General features: G+C 60.8%; 19 protein-coding genes and 1 tRNA gene. 14 read left to right on the top strand and 6 right to left on the bottom strand.

Annotated elements, in window-relative coordinates:
• Positions 1–50: 50 nt before the first annotated feature.
• A tRNA-Arg gene (locus tag BTM36_RS10715) sits at positions 51–126 on the top strand.
• 294 nt (positions 127–420) lie between these two features.
• On the opposite strand, the gene rfbD is transcribed toward BTM36_RS10715, so the two are convergent.
• The 5 genes from rfbD to BTM36_RS10690 form a co-directional block, all read right to left on the bottom strand.
• Positions 421–1,341 (bottom strand): dTDP-4-dehydrorhamnose reductase, encoded by a 921-nt coding sequence (gene rfbD / locus BTM36_RS10710; protein WP_077236252.1) that lies wholly within the window; start codon positions 1,339–1,341, stop codon positions 421–423.
• Positions 1,338–1,883 (bottom strand): dTDP-4-dehydrorhamnose 3,5-epimerase, encoded by a 546-nt coding sequence (gene rfbC / locus BTM36_RS10705; protein WP_077236251.1) that lies wholly within the window; start codon positions 1,881–1,883, stop codon positions 1,338–1,340. The genes rfbD and rfbC overlap by 4 nt, the downstream gene beginning before the upstream one ends.
• Positions 1,884–1,905: 22 nt before the next feature.
• Positions 1,906–2,808: a glucose-1-phosphate thymidylyltransferase RfbA gene (gene rfbA / locus BTM36_RS10700; RefSeq protein ID WP_077236250.1), complete on the bottom strand. Its 903-nt coding sequence runs from the start codon at positions 2,806–2,808 to the stop codon at positions 1,906–1,908.
• Positions 2,805–3,884: a dTDP-glucose 4,6-dehydratase gene (gene rfbB, locus BTM36_RS10695; protein WP_077236249.1), complete on the bottom strand. Its 1,080-nt coding sequence runs from the start codon at positions 3,882–3,884 to the stop codon at positions 2,805–2,807. Before rfbB ends, rfbA begins: the two co-directional genes overlap by 4 nt.
• Before the next feature lie 237 nt (positions 3,885–4,121).
• On the bottom strand, positions 4,122–4,907 hold the full coding sequence (locus BTM36_RS10690) for an alpha/beta fold hydrolase (RefSeq protein WP_077236248.1): 786 nt from the start codon (positions 4,905–4,907) through the stop codon (positions 4,122–4,124).
• Between the two features lie 291 nt (positions 4,908–5,198).
• Here BTM36_RS10690 and BTM36_RS29430 point away from each other — a divergent pair, with 291 nt between their 5' ends.
• The 13 genes from BTM36_RS29430 to BTM36_RS10630 all read left to right on the top strand — a co-directional run bounded on the left by BTM36_RS29430 (position 5,199) and on the right by BTM36_RS10630 (position 15,933).
• Positions 5,199–5,867 (top strand): hypothetical protein, encoded by a 669-nt coding sequence (locus BTM36_RS29430; protein ID WP_306460536.1) that lies wholly within the window; start codon positions 5,199–5,201, stop codon positions 5,865–5,867.
• Positions 5,774–6,628 (top strand): HD domain-containing phosphohydrolase, encoded by an 855-nt coding sequence (locus tag BTM36_RS29425; protein WP_306460537.1) that lies wholly within the window; start codon positions 5,774–5,776, stop codon positions 6,626–6,628. Before BTM36_RS29430 ends, BTM36_RS29425 begins: the two co-directional genes overlap by 94 nt.
• A gap of 592 nt (positions 6,629–7,220) precedes the next feature.
• Positions 7,221–7,565: an ATP synthase subunit I gene (locus BTM36_RS10680; RefSeq protein ID WP_077236247.1), complete on the top strand. Its 345-nt coding sequence runs from the start codon at positions 7,221–7,223 to the stop codon at positions 7,563–7,565.
• Positions 7,562–8,383 (top strand): F0F1 ATP synthase subunit A, encoded by an 822-nt coding sequence (gene atpB, locus BTM36_RS10675; protein ID WP_006461331.1) that lies wholly within the window; start codon positions 7,562–7,564, stop codon positions 8,381–8,383. Before BTM36_RS10680 ends, atpB begins: the two co-directional genes overlap by 4 nt.
• Positions 8,384–8,458: 75 nt before the next feature.
• Positions 8,459–8,704: a F0F1 ATP synthase subunit C gene (atpE, locus tag BTM36_RS10670; RefSeq protein ID WP_006461334.1), complete on the top strand. Its 246-nt coding sequence runs from the start codon at positions 8,459–8,461 to the stop codon at positions 8,702–8,704.
• A gap of 74 nt (positions 8,705–8,778) precedes the next feature.
• Positions 8,779–9,249 (top strand): F0F1 ATP synthase subunit B, encoded by a 471-nt coding sequence (locus tag BTM36_RS10665; RefSeq protein WP_006461335.1) that lies wholly within the window; start codon positions 8,779–8,781, stop codon positions 9,247–9,249.
• 1 nt (position 9,250) lies between these two features.
• Positions 9,251–9,784, top strand: coding sequence for a F0F1 ATP synthase subunit delta (locus BTM36_RS10660; protein ID WP_077236246.1), 534 nt, complete (start codon positions 9,251–9,253; stop codon positions 9,782–9,784).
• A 45-nt stretch (positions 9,785–9,829) separates the two neighbouring features.
• Positions 9,830–11,371 carry a F0F1 ATP synthase subunit alpha gene (atpA, locus tag BTM36_RS10655; RefSeq protein ID WP_006461337.1) on the top strand — a complete coding sequence of 514 codons (1,542 nt, stop codon included), beginning with the start codon at positions 9,830–9,832 and terminating at the stop codon, positions 11,369–11,371.
• A gap of 30 nt (positions 11,372–11,401) precedes the next feature.
• The gene (atpG, locus tag BTM36_RS10650) at positions 11,402–12,274 is read left to right on the top strand and encodes a F0F1 ATP synthase subunit gamma (protein ID WP_077236245.1); all 873 of its coding nucleotides are present in this window, start codon (positions 11,402–11,404) and stop codon (positions 12,272–12,274) included.
• Positions 12,275–12,331: 57 nt separating this feature from the next.
• Positions 12,332–13,732: a F0F1 ATP synthase subunit beta gene (gene atpD / locus BTM36_RS10645; protein WP_006461339.1), complete on the top strand. Its 1,401-nt coding sequence runs from the start codon at positions 12,332–12,334 to the stop codon at positions 13,730–13,732.
• Positions 13,733–13,848: 116 nt separating this feature from the next.
• Positions 13,849–14,271 (top strand): F0F1 ATP synthase subunit epsilon, encoded by a 423-nt coding sequence (locus BTM36_RS10640; protein WP_006461340.1) that lies wholly within the window; start codon positions 13,849–13,851, stop codon positions 14,269–14,271.
• A gap of 335 nt (positions 14,272–14,606) precedes the next feature.
• Entirely contained in the window at positions 14,607–15,068 is a 462-nt protein-coding gene (locus BTM36_RS10635) for a CoA-binding protein (RefSeq protein ID WP_006461341.1), read from the top strand.
• A 52-nt stretch (positions 15,069–15,120) separates the two neighbouring features.
• Positions 15,121–15,933, top strand: coding sequence for a polyphosphate kinase 2 family protein (locus BTM36_RS10630; RefSeq protein ID WP_077236244.1), 813 nt, complete (start codon positions 15,121–15,123; stop codon positions 15,931–15,933).
• A gap of 27 nt (positions 15,934–15,960) precedes the next feature.
• On the opposite strand, the gene BTM36_RS10625 is transcribed toward BTM36_RS10630, so the two are convergent.
• On the bottom strand, positions 15,961–16,752 hold the full coding sequence (locus tag BTM36_RS10625; RefSeq protein WP_077236243.1) for a transporter substrate-binding domain-containing protein: 792 nt from the start codon (positions 16,750–16,752) through the stop codon (positions 15,961–15,963).
• Positions 16,753–16,946 lie beyond the last annotated feature (194 nt).

The following is a 16,946-nucleotide window of genomic DNA, read 5'->3' as shown; positions in this document are numbered from 1 at the left end:
AGAGGGAAAGGGGGTATCCTTCAGGCCTTTCCGGGGTTCGCCCCGTCAGCGCGGCTGTAGCTCAGTGGATAGAGTATTGGCCTCCGAAGCCAAGGGTCGTGGGTTCGATCCCCGCCAGCCGCGCCACTTTCTCCCCTTCGCCGTCACCTGCCCGCCGCCCTGTGCCCTGCAATGTCGGGCCGTCCTGTCGGAAGCGCCTTCAGCCAGTCTTGAAAAGGATTGGTCATTCCGGCAAAGCAGACACCCACGCGATACAAAATTATCAAAACTGCAACGTATTCTGCTGGGAAATATTATCCTTTGCTTATACGGCAAATACTTTGCGCGATATCAATGTCCAGCCGGCGCAGGTCGACATTGTGAGATGTTTGATATGTCTCTCAGCCTGCAGGCTGCGGATGGGCCGCACGGCATTGACGCTTAGTCTTGTCCCATTTCTTGTTTCATTTCGCGCAGACACTCATCCAGCGCCTGGTCCCAGTCGGGAAGAATGATGCCGAAAACGCGCGTGAGCTTGTCCGTGCACAAGCGGGAATTGCTCGGACGTTGCGCCGGCGTCGGATACGCCGCACTCGAAATGGGCGCCACCTCGGCGGGCGATAGCTGTGCCTGCAGGCCCAGGGCAGGCATGGCTTCCACAATGCGGCAGGCGTACTGCTGCCAGTTGGTGGCGCCGCGCGAGCTGAGGTGATACACGCCGCGGGTGTGTTGCATGCGAGAGCTCAGCGTCATCCTGCCGTCGTCCCCCAGCATGCGCGCTACGACGTCGGCTATCGTGCGAGCCCAGGTCGGCGCTCCCCACTGGTCGGCAACAATGTTCAACTGCCTGCGCTGCTGCGCAAGTTGCAGGATGGTGTTCAGGAAATTGCGGCCGTGGGCAGAATAGACCCAGCTCGTTCGCAGTATCCAGGCGGCATCGCACTCTTCCAGCACGGCGATCTCACCATCCCGCTTGCTGCGACCGTAGACGTTCAGTGGTGCCGTCAGGTCATCTTCCCGGTAGGGTTCAGACTGCATGCCATCAAACACATAATCGGTCGAGAAGTGAATCAGCCCGATACCGTGGTGCCGGGCCGCGCGCGCCAGTACCCGGGGGGCGACGGCGTTGATGGCAATGGCCACCTCAGGTTCGCTTTCGGCCTTGTCGACAGCAGTGTAGGCCGCCGGATTGATGATCAGGTCGGGACGGGTCCGGTCCACGTAGCGGAGGATGGCCGCACTGTCTTCAAGATTCAGCTCGGAGCGTGTGGGAGTGAATAGTTCTGCGCCATACAGTCGTTGCGCCAACGCTTGGCCCACCTGCCCCGATGCGCCAGTGAGCAGGATGCGCAAGCGCTTCATTCGAACACCGCGGCCTGCGCCAGCGGAATCCCGTTTCTATCCTTGTCGGACAGGATAGGTTCCCCTTGCAGTTGCCAATCGATGGCCAACGCCGGGTCATTCCAGAGAATGGTGTGTTCCTGTTCCGGAATCCAGTAATCGGTGGTCTTGTAAAGGCATTCGGTCTCATCTTCCAGGACCGAGAATCCATGCGCGAATCCCGCAGGCAGCCAGAGTTGCAGCTTGTTGCTTGCGCTCAGCACCTGGCTGAACCACTGACCGAAAGTAGGCGAGCTGCGACGGATATCAAGCACTACATCCAGCACTGCACCCCGGGTGACCCGCACCAGCTTGCCCTGTGCCTGCGGGAGCTGGTAGTGCAGACCGCGCACGACACCGCGCGCGGAGAGGGAGTGGTTATCCTGTACGAAACGGGCATCGGCCCCGGTCCGTGCGCGGAAGTCGCGCTCGTTGAAGCTTTCGTAGAAGAAGCCGCGACTGTCGCTGAAGACCTGGGGTTGGATCAGCATCAGGCCCGCTAGGGGAGTGGGGGTGACCAGCATGGAATGGTAGCCGCGATGGCAGTTAATAACTCATTTCGGTCAGCAGCTGAAGCAGATACTTGCCATAGGCATTGTTCTTCAACGGCTCGGCAAGCCTCTCCAGCTGGAGGGCATCGATATAGCCTCGACGATAGGCGATCTCTTCCGGGCAGGCGACTTTCAGGCCCTGACGCTTTTCGATGGTGGCGATGAACTGGCCTGCATCCAGCAGCGATTCATGGGTGCCGGTATCGAGCCAGGCGATGCCGCGTCCCATCAGTTCCACATGCAATTGCCCACTTGCCAGGTAGCTGCGGTTGATATCGGTGATTTCCAGCTCCCCACGCGCCGAGGGGCGGATGGTGCGGGCAATGTCGACCACCTGGTTGTCGTAGAAGTAGAGGCCGGTCACTGCGAAATTGGATTTCGGCTGCGCCGGTTTTTCTTCGATGCCGATTACCCGGCGTGACGGGTCGAATTCGACCACACCGTAGCGTTCCGGATCCTGTACATGGTAGGCAAAGATGGTCGCGCCATCGGTGCGAGCATTGGCCTGGCGCATCGGCGGTTCCAGGTCGCGTCCGTAGAATATGTTGTCTCCCAGAATGAGCGCACAAGGATCATTGCCGATGAAATCCTGGCCGATCAGGAAAGCCTGCGCCAGTCCGTCGGGCGAGGCCTGTACCGCATAACGGATCTGCAGGCCCCATTGCCGGCCGTCTCCCAGCAGTTCGGCAAAGCGCGGCGTATCGCGCGGAGTGGAAATGAGCAGGATATCTCGGATGCCGGCCAGCATCAGGCTCGATAGCGGGTAGTACACCATCGGCTTGTCGTAGATCGGCATGAGCTGTTTGGAGGCAACCTGGGTGGCCGGGTAAAGCCGCGTGCCAGAGCCTCCGGCGAGGATGATGCCCTTGCGGCGCACCGGCGGGGTCGTATCGCTCATATCAGTGCTCCCGGTGGATGATCGCCGTATTGCTGCCGCAGCCAGTTCAGGTAATCGCCCGAGCGCACCTGGCGTACCCATTCACCATGCGCCAGATACCACTGCACCGTTTTGCGGATGCCGGTCTCGAAGGATTCCGCCGGTTGCCAGCCCAGTTCGCGTTTGATCTTTCCTGCGTCGATGGCATAGCGACGATCATGTCCGGGCCGGTCCTTGACGAAGGTGATCAGGTCGCGATAGCTGCCTTGCGGTCGCGCCGCGAGTTCATCCAGGATATCGCAGAGGGTGTGCACCACGTGCAGATTGGTATGTTCGTTGCCCCCGCCGATGTTGTAGGTCTCGCCTACCGTACCGTTGGCCAGAACTGTTCGCAATGCGGCACAGTGATCGGTCACGAACAGCCAGTCCCGGATCTGCATGCCGTCGCCGTAGACAGGAAGGGGATTTCCCGCGAGGGCGTTGGAAATGACCAGCGGGATCAGCTTTTCCGGGAAGTGAAAGGGCCCGTAGTTGTTGGAGCAGTTGGTGGTCAGCGTCGGCAATCCATAGGTTTGATGATAGGCCCGCACCAGATGGTCGGATGCCGCCTTGGACGCCGAGTAGAGGCTATTGGGCGCATACGGTGAAGCTTCCGTAAATGGCGCATCTTCCGGCGCCAGGCTGCCATAGACTTCATCGGTGGAGATGTGCAGGAAGCGGAAGTCCGTTTTTTCCGGGCCCGGCAGCGTCAGCCAATACTGCAACGCCCTGTTGAGCAGATTGAAGGTGCCATTGACGTTGGTACGGATGAACTCGTCGGGACTGCGGATGGAACGATCGACGTGGCTTTCGGCGGCGAAGTGAATGATCGCGCGTGGGCGGTAGCGCGAGAGCAAGGTAGCCATCGCTGTCTCATCGCAGATATCGGCTTGCACAAAGGCATAGCGCGTATCTTTCTCGACCGCATCCAGGTTATAGGGATTGCCGGCGTAGGTCAGCTTGTCGATGTTGAGCACGGGTTCGGCCGTGCTCTGCGTCAACCAGTCGAGGATGAAGTTGCTGCCGATGAAGCCGGCACCGCCAGTGATGAAAATCATGGGGCGGCCCGGTTCAGCAGGGTTGACGGCGGCAGACAACCTGCAGGTTGACGAGGGTAATCATGCTGGTCCTGTTGATTGGTACGGGATAGCGCGATTATGTCAGAGTCGCAGGTCGGTTCGCAGCATTTGGACGCAATCGTCCGCCGGCTCGGTCTGCATGCGCTGAAATCCGGCAAGGCAGCCGGGTGTGCCGCTGCCCCGGCCGAAGCAGCCGGGGCAGGGGGGGCAGCCTGCTTACTTGGTGGCCGCCACGGCATCCAGGATCACCTTGGCCACGTCGGCCGGACGCGATTGCTGCGGCACATGGCTGGTCGGCAGTTCGGTGGTCTTGGCGTTGATCTGCTTGGCGAAGGCGCGTTCCAGGTCGGGCTGGATCATGCGGTCGTTCTTGCTGACGATGTACCAGCTGGGACGGGTCTTCCAGGCGGCGGTCTCGACCTTGTCGCCGAAGGCTTTCAGGGCGATCGGACCTTGGGTCGCGGCCATCACGGCAGCCTGCTTGGCCGGCACATCCTGGGCAAAGTCAGCGGCCAGAGCGGCCGGCGGCAAGCTGGCGAAGCCGGCCTTGTCCACGGACAGCTTGGCAATGCCCGGGGGAACCGGCAGGTCCTTGCCCAGATCGCCGGTGGCCTGGCCGGCGTCCGGTGCGAAGGCGGCCACATACACCAGGCTGGCGACCTTGTCATTGTTGCCGGCCTCGGTGATTACGGTGCCGCCCCAGGAGTGGCCGACCAGCACCACCTTGCCCGGTTGGTTGTCGATGGCGCGCTTGGCTGCAGCCACGTCGTCGGCCAGCGAGGTCAGCGGATTCTGCACGGCAGTGACCTTGATACCCTTGGCTTGCAGCAACGGGATCACCTTGGCCCAGTCGGAGCCGTCGGCGAAGGCGCCGTGGACGATCACCACCGATGGCTTTTCGGCAGGTTCGGCAGCCATGGCGCTGCTGCCGGTGAAGGCGGCGGCGACGGCGAGCATGCCGAGGCCGGTCTTGAGGCTGAAGAGGCGGGAAGTTGCTTTCATGATGTTCTCCTTGGGAAGGTGGTTGGGGTGTTCGTTTCAGTGAGGCCAGTATAGGAATGCGCTCCGGCCACCGGTATCGGTCAATTGACCGACCCGGGGTGGCAGCGGGTGTGCGCGGCGATAGTGGCCCCTCATGCCGGCCCTGCCCATTAACCGAAGAGTTGATTGCCTCAGGCTCGGAGTTGCCGCTACAGTGTCGGGATGCTTCCCGACGTCATTTCATCCGGCAGTGCCGCGCCTGCCCCAGCCAGCGATCTGGCTGCCTCCGATCCGCTTGCCTGCGGTGTTCCGATGATTTCCGCCGAGGTGGCAGTGCATGTCCTGGCGCTGGTGGGCGATCTCAGCATGGGGCAACCCCCCGCCCAGTCGCAGCGCGCCGCACGGTTGGCGGCCCAGGTGGCACAGCTGGACGGCGCCGGTGCGCAAGACATCCTGCATGCGCGCCTGGTGGCCTTGCTGCGCTGGTCGGGCTGCACCGCCAATGCCGCAGGTTTCGCCAACCTGCTGGGCGACGACGTCGGTGGTCGGGAGGCCATGCTGCGTCATGGCTTGCCGCCAGACCATCCGCTGACCTTTTCCAATATCGAACCGCTGGCGCGCATCCATTGCGAGGTCGCCGGCGATGTGGCCGGCATGCTGGGCCTGCCGCCCGCGGTGGAGGCCGGACTGCGCCATGTCTGGGAGCACTTCGACGGCAGCGGGGCGCCACAACAACAAGGAGCGGCGACCAGGTGCCGGCGCTGGTGTATTACACCAGCCTGGCGGGCGACCTCGACATCCTGGGCCGCACGCACGGTACCGACAGTGCCATCCGCATGGTGCTTGCCTCCGGCGGCATCAAATACCCGGCACCGTTGGCAGAACGCGTGGCAGCGCAGGCCGGCGCATGGCTGGCTGTGCTGGACGGGCAGGACACGCTGGCATCCTCTGGTGAGCTGCCCGCCCATGAGGTGCCGCTGAGCATCGTGGCGGACCTGATCGAACTGAAGCTGCCTTGGTTGACCGGTTATTCGCGTCGCGTCAGCGAACTGGCTGCGCGGGCTGCCGCGCTGGCGGGTCTGCCACCCTTGCAACAGCAAGGGCTGGTGCGTGCCGCCTTGCTCCACGGCATCGGTCGGGTTTCCGTTTCCAACACCATCTGGGAGCGCGCGGGGCGTCCTGGCGTGGACGACTGGGAGCGCATCCGCCTGGCACCCTACTGGACGGCGCGCGCCGGCGCATTGATTCCGGCCCTGCGCGAGCACACGGCCCTGGCCTCCCAACTCTATGAGCGCCTGGATGGCACGGGCTATTTCCGCGGGTTGGACCGCGATACCCTCGGCCAACCCGCGCGCCTGCTGGCGGTGGCTGCCGCCCACGCCGCGCTCTGCGCCCGCCGCCCATGGCGGGCCGCGTTGACCATGGGCGAGGCTGCCGACCTGCTCACTCAGCAGGCGGCGGACGGCCTGTTCGACGCCGATGCCGTGCGCTGGGTGCTCGCTGCCGCCGCAGGCGACGCCGGCAATTCCTTGCCCGTGCCGGTCCGCAAAGGGTTGCTGTCGGAACGCGAGGTCGAGGTGTTGCGGCGCATCAGCCTTGGTGAAAGCAACAAGGAAGCCGCCCGGGTGATGCAGATCAGCCCGTCCACGGTGCGTACCCACGTGGAGAGCATTTTCCGCAAGCTGCATTGTTCTACGCGGGCTGCAGCCACACTCAAGGGCCTGAACCTGGGCCTGATCTGAAGACCGTATTTCTACTGCATGCCAGGCGGGCCGATCCTGCCCGTCGCGGTCCGGGCTCACGTTTCTTGAGTTGCTTCGCTGTGCTGCAACATATGACCTCGAACGCGAGCTTGGTCGTCTGACAACTTCCAACTTCCTGACAAAATGTCAGTACAATCGCCGCTCGATTGCGAGCGCCCGGCTAATTTCCGTAAATCATTGAATTTGCGGGATATTTTTCTGGCCCTGCAGGACATTTTTGATTAAATTGGGCGCTGTTCGCAAAACCGGCGCCGTTTTTGGCCTTTTGTGCATTCTTGCCAGCAATTTCAGTGCAGCTTGTGCAAACCTGAACAAACAGTCAGCAGGGGAGAACCCGCTCCGCGCGAAAAGAGGATGGCTGCCATGCATGGATCAGCAATCGTTCTTGTTGCAGTGCAAAAAATCGAAGTGGCTGCCTTTTTGCCACAACTCGCCGCGAAGTGCCCCAGATAAGGCCCCGATCTGGCCGCAAAAGGTTTGACTTACCGGAAAACGAACCTTTATAATCGCCGGGCTTTTAAGCTGCCGTCTGCCCTTAAGGGGTGCGGCGCATGCACGATATTGGATAGATATGCTGCGCATCATTCTCTTGCAGCTCGTAGCCACGGTCGTCGCTGCTTTGGTCGCAGGCATGTTGGGTGGACTTTCGGCGCTTTGGTCTGCTCTGCTGGGCGGGATTTGCTGTGTCGTCCCCAACGCCCTGTTTGCCCTGCGACTCCATGTCAGTGCACAGAAACCCGGTGGTACCAACCCGATGGCCTTTTTCTTCGGGGAATTTATCAAGATTGCTACGACGTTTGCGCTCATGGGCGCGACCGTTTGGTTGTACCACGGTGTCAATTGGCTCGCATTTCTGCTGAGCTTCATCGTGGTGCTTAAGAGTTATTTCATTTTACTGTTTAGACACCGACCATGACCGTAGAAGCCGCTGAGCACGCGCCGACAGCCTCTGAATATATTGTCCACCACCTTGGACACCTTTCCACCCATCACCAGACCAAGATCGTCGATTTCTCGATCCTGAACGTGGACACCATTTTCTGGTCCGTGTTCTGCGGCGTGATTGCCTGCTTCTTCATGTTCCTGGCCGCCCGCAAGGCGACCTCGGGCGTGCCGGGCCGCTTCCAGGCCTTCGTCGAGATGGTCGTGGAAATGGTCGAAGACCAGTCCAAGGCCATCGTGCATGGCGACCGCACCTTCATCGCTCCGGTGGCACTGACCGTGTTCGTCTGGGTTGCCCTGATGAACTCGCTGGACTTCCTGCCGGTGGACCTGGCCTCCGGCATCCTGGGCCTGTTCGGCCTGGGTGAAATGCACCACCGCATCGTTCCGACCGCCGACCTCAACGGCACCCTGGGCATCGCCCTGGGCGTGCTGGCCCTGATGCTGTATTACAGCGTCAAGATCAAGGGTGCCGGTGGCTTCATCCACGAACTGTTCGCAGCACCGTTCGGCATCTACCTGGCGCCGTTCAACCTGCTGCTGAACATCATCGAATTCGCCGCCAAGACCGTGTCCCTGGGCATGCGACTGTTCGGCAACATGTACGCAGGCGAACTGTTGTTCCTGCTGATCGCATTGCTGGGATCGACCGCGACCGCATTCGGCTTCATCGGCCATGTGATCGCCGGTTCTATCTGGGCAATTTTCCACATCCTGATCGTGTTGCTCCAAGCATTCATCTTCATGATGTTGACACTGGTTTACCTGGGCCAGGCGCACGAAGCGCACTAACACAAGGCTTGCAGTACCTGTTTTTCAGTTTGTTTTTTGGTTTTGTATTTAATTAACTTTTCTTAAGGAATTGTCATGACTGATGTCTCTTTCGTTGCTCTGGCTTGCGGTTTGATCATTGGCCTGGGTGCTATCGGCGCTTGTATCGGTATCGCGATCATGGGCGGTAAGTACCTCGAAGCATCCGCACGTCAGCCTGAACTGATGAACACCCTGCAAACCAAGATGTTCCTGCTGGCCGGCCTGATCGACGCCGCCTTCCTGATCGGCGTTGGTATCGCCATGCTGTTCGCATTCGCAAATCCGTTCATCGCCAAGTAATTCGCGCTTCATAGCCGATTCTCATCTGCCGGACGATTGGTTCCGGCACTCGTTATTCTGAGAAGGAAATTACCGTGAACTTAAATGCAACATTGATTGCGCAGTTCGTGGTCTTCTTCATCCTCGCCGGCTTCACGATGAAATTCGTGTGGCCGCCGTTGATCAAGGCGCTCGACGAACGCGCCAAGAAGATTGCGGACGGGCTGGCAGCCGCTGACCGCGGTAAGGCCGATCTGGCCGCCGCCGAAAAGCGCATCCAGGGCGAACTGGCATCGGCACGTGATGAAGGCCAGAAGCGTATCGGCGAAGCCGAAAAGCGCGCTCAGCTGATCATCGAAGAAGCGAAGAAGACGGCCGCTGAAGAAGCAGCCCGCATCGTCGCCGCTGCGCGTGCCGACGCCCAACAGCAAGTGAACCAGGCGCGTGAAGAACTGCGCGGCCAGGTCGCAACGCTCGCCGTCAAGGGCGCGGAACACATCCTCAAGCGCGAAGTGAATGCTGCGGCCCACGCCGACTTGCTGAATCAACTGAAGACAGAGCTGTAATATGGCCGAACTCGCAACGATCGCTCGTCCTTACGCTGAAGCCTTGTTCCGTGTGGCCAAGGCAGGCAGCCTGGCAGCCTGGTCCGATCTCGTCGACGAGATGGCCCAGGTGGCAGCGCATCCTGAGGTGCAGGCCCTGGCGCAGAACCCTTCCGTATCCCATGACAAGCTGGCTGACGTCTTCGCTGCCGCCTTGAAGACCCCGCTGTCCGTCGAGGCGCAGAACTTCGTCAAGACGCTGGCTGACAATGGCCGTCTGGTGCTGCTGCCGGAAATCGCCCAACAATTCCATGCGCTCAAGAACGCATCGGAAGGTTCGGCCGATGCCAACATCGTCAGCGCCTTCGAGCTCAGCGATGCCCAGGTCAAGGATGTGGTCTCGGCACTGGAGAAGAAGTTCGGCCGCAAGCTGAACCCTTCGGTGACGGTGGACAGCAGCCTGATCGGTGGTGTGCGCGTTGTGGTCGGCGATGAAGTGTTCGATACCTCCGTGCGCGCGAAGCTGCAGCAGCTGCAAGCTGCTCTGGCCGCGTAAGTGCCTCTGGCTGGCTAAGCGAAAGAACAATTTTTAGGAGTTAGTATGCAACTCAACGCATCTGAAATCAGCGAGCTGATCAAGAGCCGGATCCAAGGCCTTGGCGATACCGCTGAGATTCGCAATCAGGGCACGGTCATTTCCGTGTCCGACGGTATCTGCCGTATCCATGGTCTGTCCGACGTGATGCAAGGTGAGATGCTGGAATTCCCGGGCAACACCTTCGGCCTGGCGCTGAACCTGGAGCGTGACTCGGTGGGCGCCGTTATCCTGGGCGAATACGAACACATTTCCGAAGGCGACGTTGTCAAGTGCACCGGCCGCATCCTGGAAGTGCCCATCGGCCCTGAACTGAAGGGCCGCGTGGTCAACGCACTGGGCCAGCCGATCGACGGCAAGGGTCCGATCAACGCCAAGCTGACCGCCCCGATCGAAAAGATCGCTCCGGGCGTGATCGCGCGTCAGTCCGTGTCGCAACCGATGCAGACCGGCCTGAAGTCGATCGACTCCATGGTGCCCGTCGGCCGCGGCCAGCGCGAGCTGATCATTGGCGACCGCCAGACCGGCAAGACCGCTGTCGCGATCGACGCCATCATCAATCAAAAGGGTCAGAACATGACCTGCATCTACGTCGCGATCGGCCAGAAGGCTTCGTCGGTCAAGAACGTGGTGCGCGCACTGGAAGCGCACGGCGCGATGGAATACACCATCGTCGTGGCCGCTACCGCCTCCGAATCGGCTGCGATGCAATACGTTTCGGCCTACTCGGGTTGCGCCATGGGCGAATACTTCCGCGACCGCGGTCAAGATGCCCTGATCGTCTATGACGACCTGTCCAAGCAAGCCGTGGCCTACCGTCAGGTGTCGCTGCTGCTGCGCCGTCCGCCGGGCCGTGAAGCCTACCCTGGCGACGTGTTCTACCTGCACAGCCGCCTGCTGGAACGTGCTGCCCGCGTGAACGCCGACTACGTCGAGAAGTTCACCAACGGTGAAGTCAAGGGCCAGACCGGTTCCCTGACCGCACTGCCGATCATCGAAACCCAGGCGGGTGACGTGTCGGCCTTCGTTCCGACCAACGTGATCTCGATCACCGACGGCCAGATCTTCCTGGAAACCTCGCTGTTCAACGCCGGTATCCGTCCTGCGATCAACGCCGGTATCTCGGTGTCGCGCGTCGGTGGTGCTGCCCAGACCAAGGTCATCAAGAATCTGTCCGGCGGTATCCGTACCGACCTGGCACAGTACCGTGAACTGGCTGCCTTCGCGCAGTTCGCTTCCGACCTGGACGAAGCCACCCGCAAGCAGCTGGACCGCGGTGCACGTGTGACCGAACTGCTGAAGCAGGCTCAGTACACCCCGCAGTCGATCTCGATCATGGCCGTGACCCTGTTCGCCGTCAACAAGGGCTACATGGACGACGTCGAAGTGAAGAAGATACTGGCCTTCGAAGCCGGTCTGCACAACTTCATGAAGACCAGCCACGCTGACCTGCTCAAGAAGATCGAAGACACCAAGCAACTGGATAAGGATGCTGAAGCAGCCCTGGCGGCCGCCATCGCTGACTTCAAGAAATCCGGCGCGTACTAATTTTTACTGAAGCTATAAGGAGTCTTACTCATGGCTACAGGTAAAGAGATACGTGGCAAGATCAAGAGCGTAGAAAATACGAAGAAGATCACCAAGGCGATGGAAATGGTCGCGGCATCCAAAATGCGCAAGGCGCAGGACCGGATGCACGCAGCCCGCCCGTACAGCGACAAGATCCGCAACATTGCGGCCAACCTGTCGCAGGCCAATCCGGAGTACGTGCACCCGTTCATGGTCCAGCAGGATACGGCCAAGCGCGTTGGTTTCATCGTCGTCACGACCGACAAGGGTCTGTGCGGCGGCATGAACACCAACTCGCTGCGTCTGTTGACCACCAAGTTCCGTGAACTGGAAGGCCAAGGCAAGTCCATCGAGACCGTCGCCATTGGCAACAAGGGTCTGGGTTTTCTGAATCGTATCGGCGCCCGCGTGGCCGCCAACGTGACGCAACTGGGCGATACGCCTCACCTGGAAAAGCTGATCGGCCCCGTCAAGGTGCTGCTCGACGCATACCAGGAAGGCAAGCTGGACGCGGTGTACCTGGTGTACACCAAGTTCATCAACACGATGAAGCAGGAAGCCACCCTGCAGCAGCTGCTGCCGCTGACCAGCGACAAGCTCAAGGCTGACGAGGGTGCGCACTCCTGGGACTACATCTATGAGCCCGATGTGCAATCCGTGGTGGACGAGCTGCTGGTGCGTTACGTCGAAGCACTGATCTATCAGGCCGTCGCCGAGAACATGGCGTCCGAGCAATCGGCGCGCATGGTGGCGATGAAGGCGGCGAGCGACAACGCCGGTAGCGTGATCGGCGAGTTGAAGTTGGTCTACAACAAGACTCGTCAGGCCGCGATTACCAAGGAACTGTCGGAAATCGTCGCCGGTGCGGCCGCAGTTGGCTGATCAGCTAACGTAGCGCAGCGAAACAGAATTTAAATTTTATCTATTGAAGGAACGAAAATGGCTGATGGCAAAATCGTTCAGTGTATCGGCGCTGTGGTGGACGTGGAGTTTCCCCGCGATGCGATGCCCAAGGTTTACGATGCCTTGAAATTGGAAGGTTCGGATCTGACCCTGGAAGTCCAGCAGCAGCTGGGTGACGGCGTGGTTCGTACCATTGCGCTCGGTTCGTCGGACGGTCTGCGCCGCGGCCTGACCATCTCGAACACCGGCAAGGCAATCACGGTGCCGGTCGGCACCGCGACCCTGGGCCGCATCATGGACGTGCTGGGCAACCCGATCGATGAATGCGGTCCTGTCTCGCACGAGCAAACCGCTTCGATCCACCGCAAGGCTCCTGCATACGACGAACTGTCGCCGTCGCAAGAGCTGCTGGAAACCGGCATCAAGGTGATTGACCTGGTCTGCCCGTTCGCCAAGGGTGGTAAGGTCGGTCTGTTCGGTGGCGCCGGTGTCGGCAAGACCGTGAACATGATGGAACTGATCAACAACATCGCCAAGGCGCACAGCGGTCTGTCCGTGTTCGCCGGTGTTGGTGAGCGTACCCGTGAAGGTAACGACTTCTATCACGAAATGGCAGAAGCCAAGGTGGTGGACCTGGAAAACCCGGCCAACTCCAAGGTGGCCATGGTCTACGGTCAGATGAACGAACCGCCGGGCAACCGTCTGCGCGTGGCGCTGACCGGCCTGACCATCGCCGAAGGCTTCCGTGATGAAGGCAAGGACGTTCTGTTCTTCGTCGACAACATCTACCGTTACACCCTGGCCGGTACCGAAGTGTCCGCGCTGCTGGGTCGTATGCCGTCCGCCGTGGGCTACCAGCCGACGCTGGCCGAAGAAATGGGCCGTCTGCAAGAGCGCATCACCTCGACCAAGACCGGCTCGATCACCTCGATCCAGGCCGTCTACGTCCCTGCGGATGACTTGACCGACCCGTCGCCGGCAACCACCTTCGCCCACTTGGACTCGACCGTCGTTCTGTCCCGTGACATCGCCTCGCTGGGTATCTACCCCGCCGTCGATCCGCTGGACTCGACCTCGCGCCAGCTGGACCCGCAAGTGGTCGGCCAGGAACACTACGAGACCGCCCGCGCGGTCCAGGGTACCCTGCAGCGCTACAAGGAACTGCGCGACATCATCGCGATTCTGGGCATGGACGAACTGGCTCCGGAAGACAAGCTGCTGGTGGCACGTGCACGTAAGATGCAACGTTTCCTGTCGCAGCCCTTCCACGTCGCCGAAGTGTTCACCGGTTCCCCGGGCAAGTACGTTTCGCTGAAGGACACGATCAAGGGCTTCAAGATGATCGCCAGCGGCGAACTGGACCACCTGCCGGAACAAGCGTTCTACATGGTCGGTACCATCGAAGAAGCAATCGAAAAAGCCAAGAAGATCAACTAAGACTGACCGGCTCCGGCCGGTTCCGCTGTTTGGCGGAGCGGGCAGGGCAGGGAAGCATTCTTTGATTTTCGGCGCCGCCACCCTTAACGGTGGCGGTCCATCGACTAGGAAACGACATGGCACATACTATTCACGTGGACGTGGTCTCGGCGGAAGAGGAAATCTTCTCCGGCGAGGCGGAATTCGTCGCGTTGCCGGGCGAAGCGGGTGAACTGGGTATCTACCCACGTCACACCCCGCTGATCACGCGCATCAAGCCAGGTGCTGTCCGTATCAAGGTGTCGGGTCAGGCGCACGAGGAATTCGTGTTCGTGGCCGGTGGCCTGCTGGAAGTGCAGCCGGACGCCGTGACCGTGCTGGCCGACACCGCGATCCGTGGTGCCGACCTGGACGAAGCCAAGGCCGCCGAAGCCAAGCGTCTGGCCGAGGAAGCGCTGGTCAATCGCGACTCCAAGATCGACCACGCCGCAGCCCAGGCCGAACTGGCCGCCGCAGTGGCACAGCTGGCTGCGATCCAGAAGTTGCGTCAGAAGCGCTGATCACTCGGCGTGTCCTCACTCCGGTGGGGACCAAGGCAGTAAATCGAAAGGCAGCCTCGGCTGCCTTTTTTCATGCTCATCCATGCTCGTCGCGAATCGGTCGCCGTACTCTGTACTGCATCTTGCGGCGCAAGCCGACCTTTCCCGTCCCAGACGTACCTCCTTCTGGCTGCCTTACTTAACCTGTATCAAGCTGCCTGGCGGCACGCCTGCCGTCATGCTCATGTTCGGGTAAAGTGAGCCCTTCGATGCGCCGTGGCGAACCAAATCGGCGTGCGTAAATCATTTAGATGATATGGGCCCCGAGCGCCCATTCATCCTCAGCAGGAGCACACATGTCTTCAGCCGTCTCGCCTTCTTCCTCCGCCGCCCTGTCCTCACGCGTCAATGGCAAGCCCATCATCGCCGTGGTCGGACTGTCCAACCGCCCGGAGCGGGCCAGCTTCGACGTGGCCGCCTACCTCCAGTCGGCGGGCTATCGCATCGTTGCAGTCAATCCCATGTACGCCGGGCAGACCATACTGGGCGAACAGTGTCACGCCAGTTTGCAGGAGGCCAGCACGGCCTTGGCGGGGCAGGGCCTGAGGGTGAGCATCGTGGATTGCTTCCGCAAGTCGGCCGACATCCCACCGGTGGTGGAAGAAGCCATCGCCATCGGTGCCGACTGCGTCTGGATGCAGCTGGACATCGTCAATGAAGCAGCGGCGGCCCGCGCCCGCGCCGCAGGCCTGAAGGTCGTCATGGACAAGTGCATCAAGATCGAGCACGCCATGGGGGAATTGCACGGCGTGCTGTAAAGGGCTCCACCTGCAATACGGACATTCACTGATAACGACAAAGCGAGACAGCATGGCAAAGAAGATCGGCCCACCATTCACCGTCCATCCCAAGTTCGTCCTGAAAGAGAGCGATGCCTCCAACAAGCCCCTCTCCAGCGGCGACAAGGAAAAGGACAAGGCCACCGTCCAGGCCCTGGCCGCCAAGATCGGCCTGCAGCAGCAGATGCTCTACGCCGGTCACAAGCACAAGGTGCTGGTGATCCTGCAAGGCATGGATACCAGCGGCAAGGATGGCACCGTCAATGACGTGTTCGCCGCCGTCAATCCCCAAGGTATCCGCATCGCCAACTTCAAGGGGCCGACGGCCATCGAGCTGGCACACGATTACCTGTGGCGCGTACATGCGCAGGTACCGGTAGCAGGGGAGATTGCGGTGTTCAACCGCAGCCATTACGAGGACGTGCTCATCACCCGCGTCCATGACTGGATCGATGACAAGGAATGCCAGCGGCGCTATCGCCAGATCAACGATTTCGAGCGCATGCTGTGGGAAACCGGGACGGTGGTGTTGAAGTTCTTCCTGCACATCTCCAAGGCCGAGCAGAAATCACGCCTGCAATCCCGCATCGACGACCCCAACAAGCACTGGAAATTCGATCCCCAGGATCTGGCCGAGCGCAAGTTCTGGGATGCCTACCAGCAGCGCTATCAGGAGGTGCTGCGTGCCACCAGTACCCTGCATGCGCCCTGGTATGTGGTGCCGGCGGATTCCAAGACCCATCGCAACCTGCTGGTGGCCAATGTGGTCCTGGAAACACTGCAGAAGCTGAAGCTGAAATTCCCCGATGCCAAGCCGGAACTGAAGAACCTCAAGTTCGACTGAGCGCCTGGCCATCGGGATGCCGGCGGACTACTTCAGCCACTTGTCGAAGATCTGCTGGTATTCGCCAGTGGCCTTGGCCAGGTGCAGCCAGGTGTCCACATACGCCTTGAAGGCCACATCGCCACGCGGCAGCAGGTAGGCTTTTTCGGCGAACTGCAGCGGCTGGTCCGGAGTCACCGGGCAAAGTTCAGGATGCAGCTTGGATTGCCACAGGGTCTCGCTGGCATCGGTCACCATCACGTCGGCCTTGCCATCCACTATCTGCTGGAAGATCGTCACGTTGTCCGGGTGCAGCAGGAGCGTGGCGCGCTTGTAGCGGGCACGGGCGAAGCGCTCGTTGGTGCCGCCCGGATTGACGATGGCGCGGGTACCCGGCTGGTCGATCATGTCGAAGTTACGGAACTTGTCCTTGTCGGCACAGCGGATGATGGGGGCCTTGCCATCCACCATGGTGGGTTCCGAGAAGGCGGCCTTGCGGGCGCGGTCCAGCGTGATGGAGACCCCACCCATGGCGATGTCGCACTGGGCGATGAAGTCGTTCATCAACGTGCTCCAGGTGGTCTTGACGAACTGCGCCTCTACGCCCAGCGACTTGGCCAGCGCCTGCCCCAGTTCCACATCCATGCCCTCGAAGGTCTGGTCGGGCCGGTAATAGGTGAAGGGCTTGTAGTCGCCGGTCATGCAGATGCGCAGCTTGCCTGCCTTGAGTACCTGGTCCAGGCGCGACGCCGGGACGCTGTCCTCGGCGCGGGCCGATGACAAGGTCAGTGACAGCACAGCCAGACCTGCCAGCAGGACGGCGCGGATAGTGTTCTTCATGGATTCTCCTTGTGGATGATTGCGCGGGATCGGCCCGATCTCTGTTCGGTTCTTGTGCGGTTCTTGTTGATTTGAAAGGCCGGCTGGGCGAGCACTTCGCCAGCCGGGCCATCATAGCAAAACCCGCTGCCACGACCTGCATCAATATCAGCGCACGCCGATAGCGACAATTAGCCCGGAAGCCCCGCCCGTAG

Origin of the sequence: Herbaspirillum sp. VT-16-41, from assembly GCF_001994935.1 — a bacterium.
Classification (GTDB): Bacteria; Pseudomonadota; Gammaproteobacteria; order Burkholderiales; family Burkholderiaceae_D; genus Herbaspirillum; species Herbaspirillum frisingense.
The sequence above is the reverse complement of the archived record's forward strand: the minus strand, read 5'-3'. Positions and strand labels throughout refer to the sequence as shown.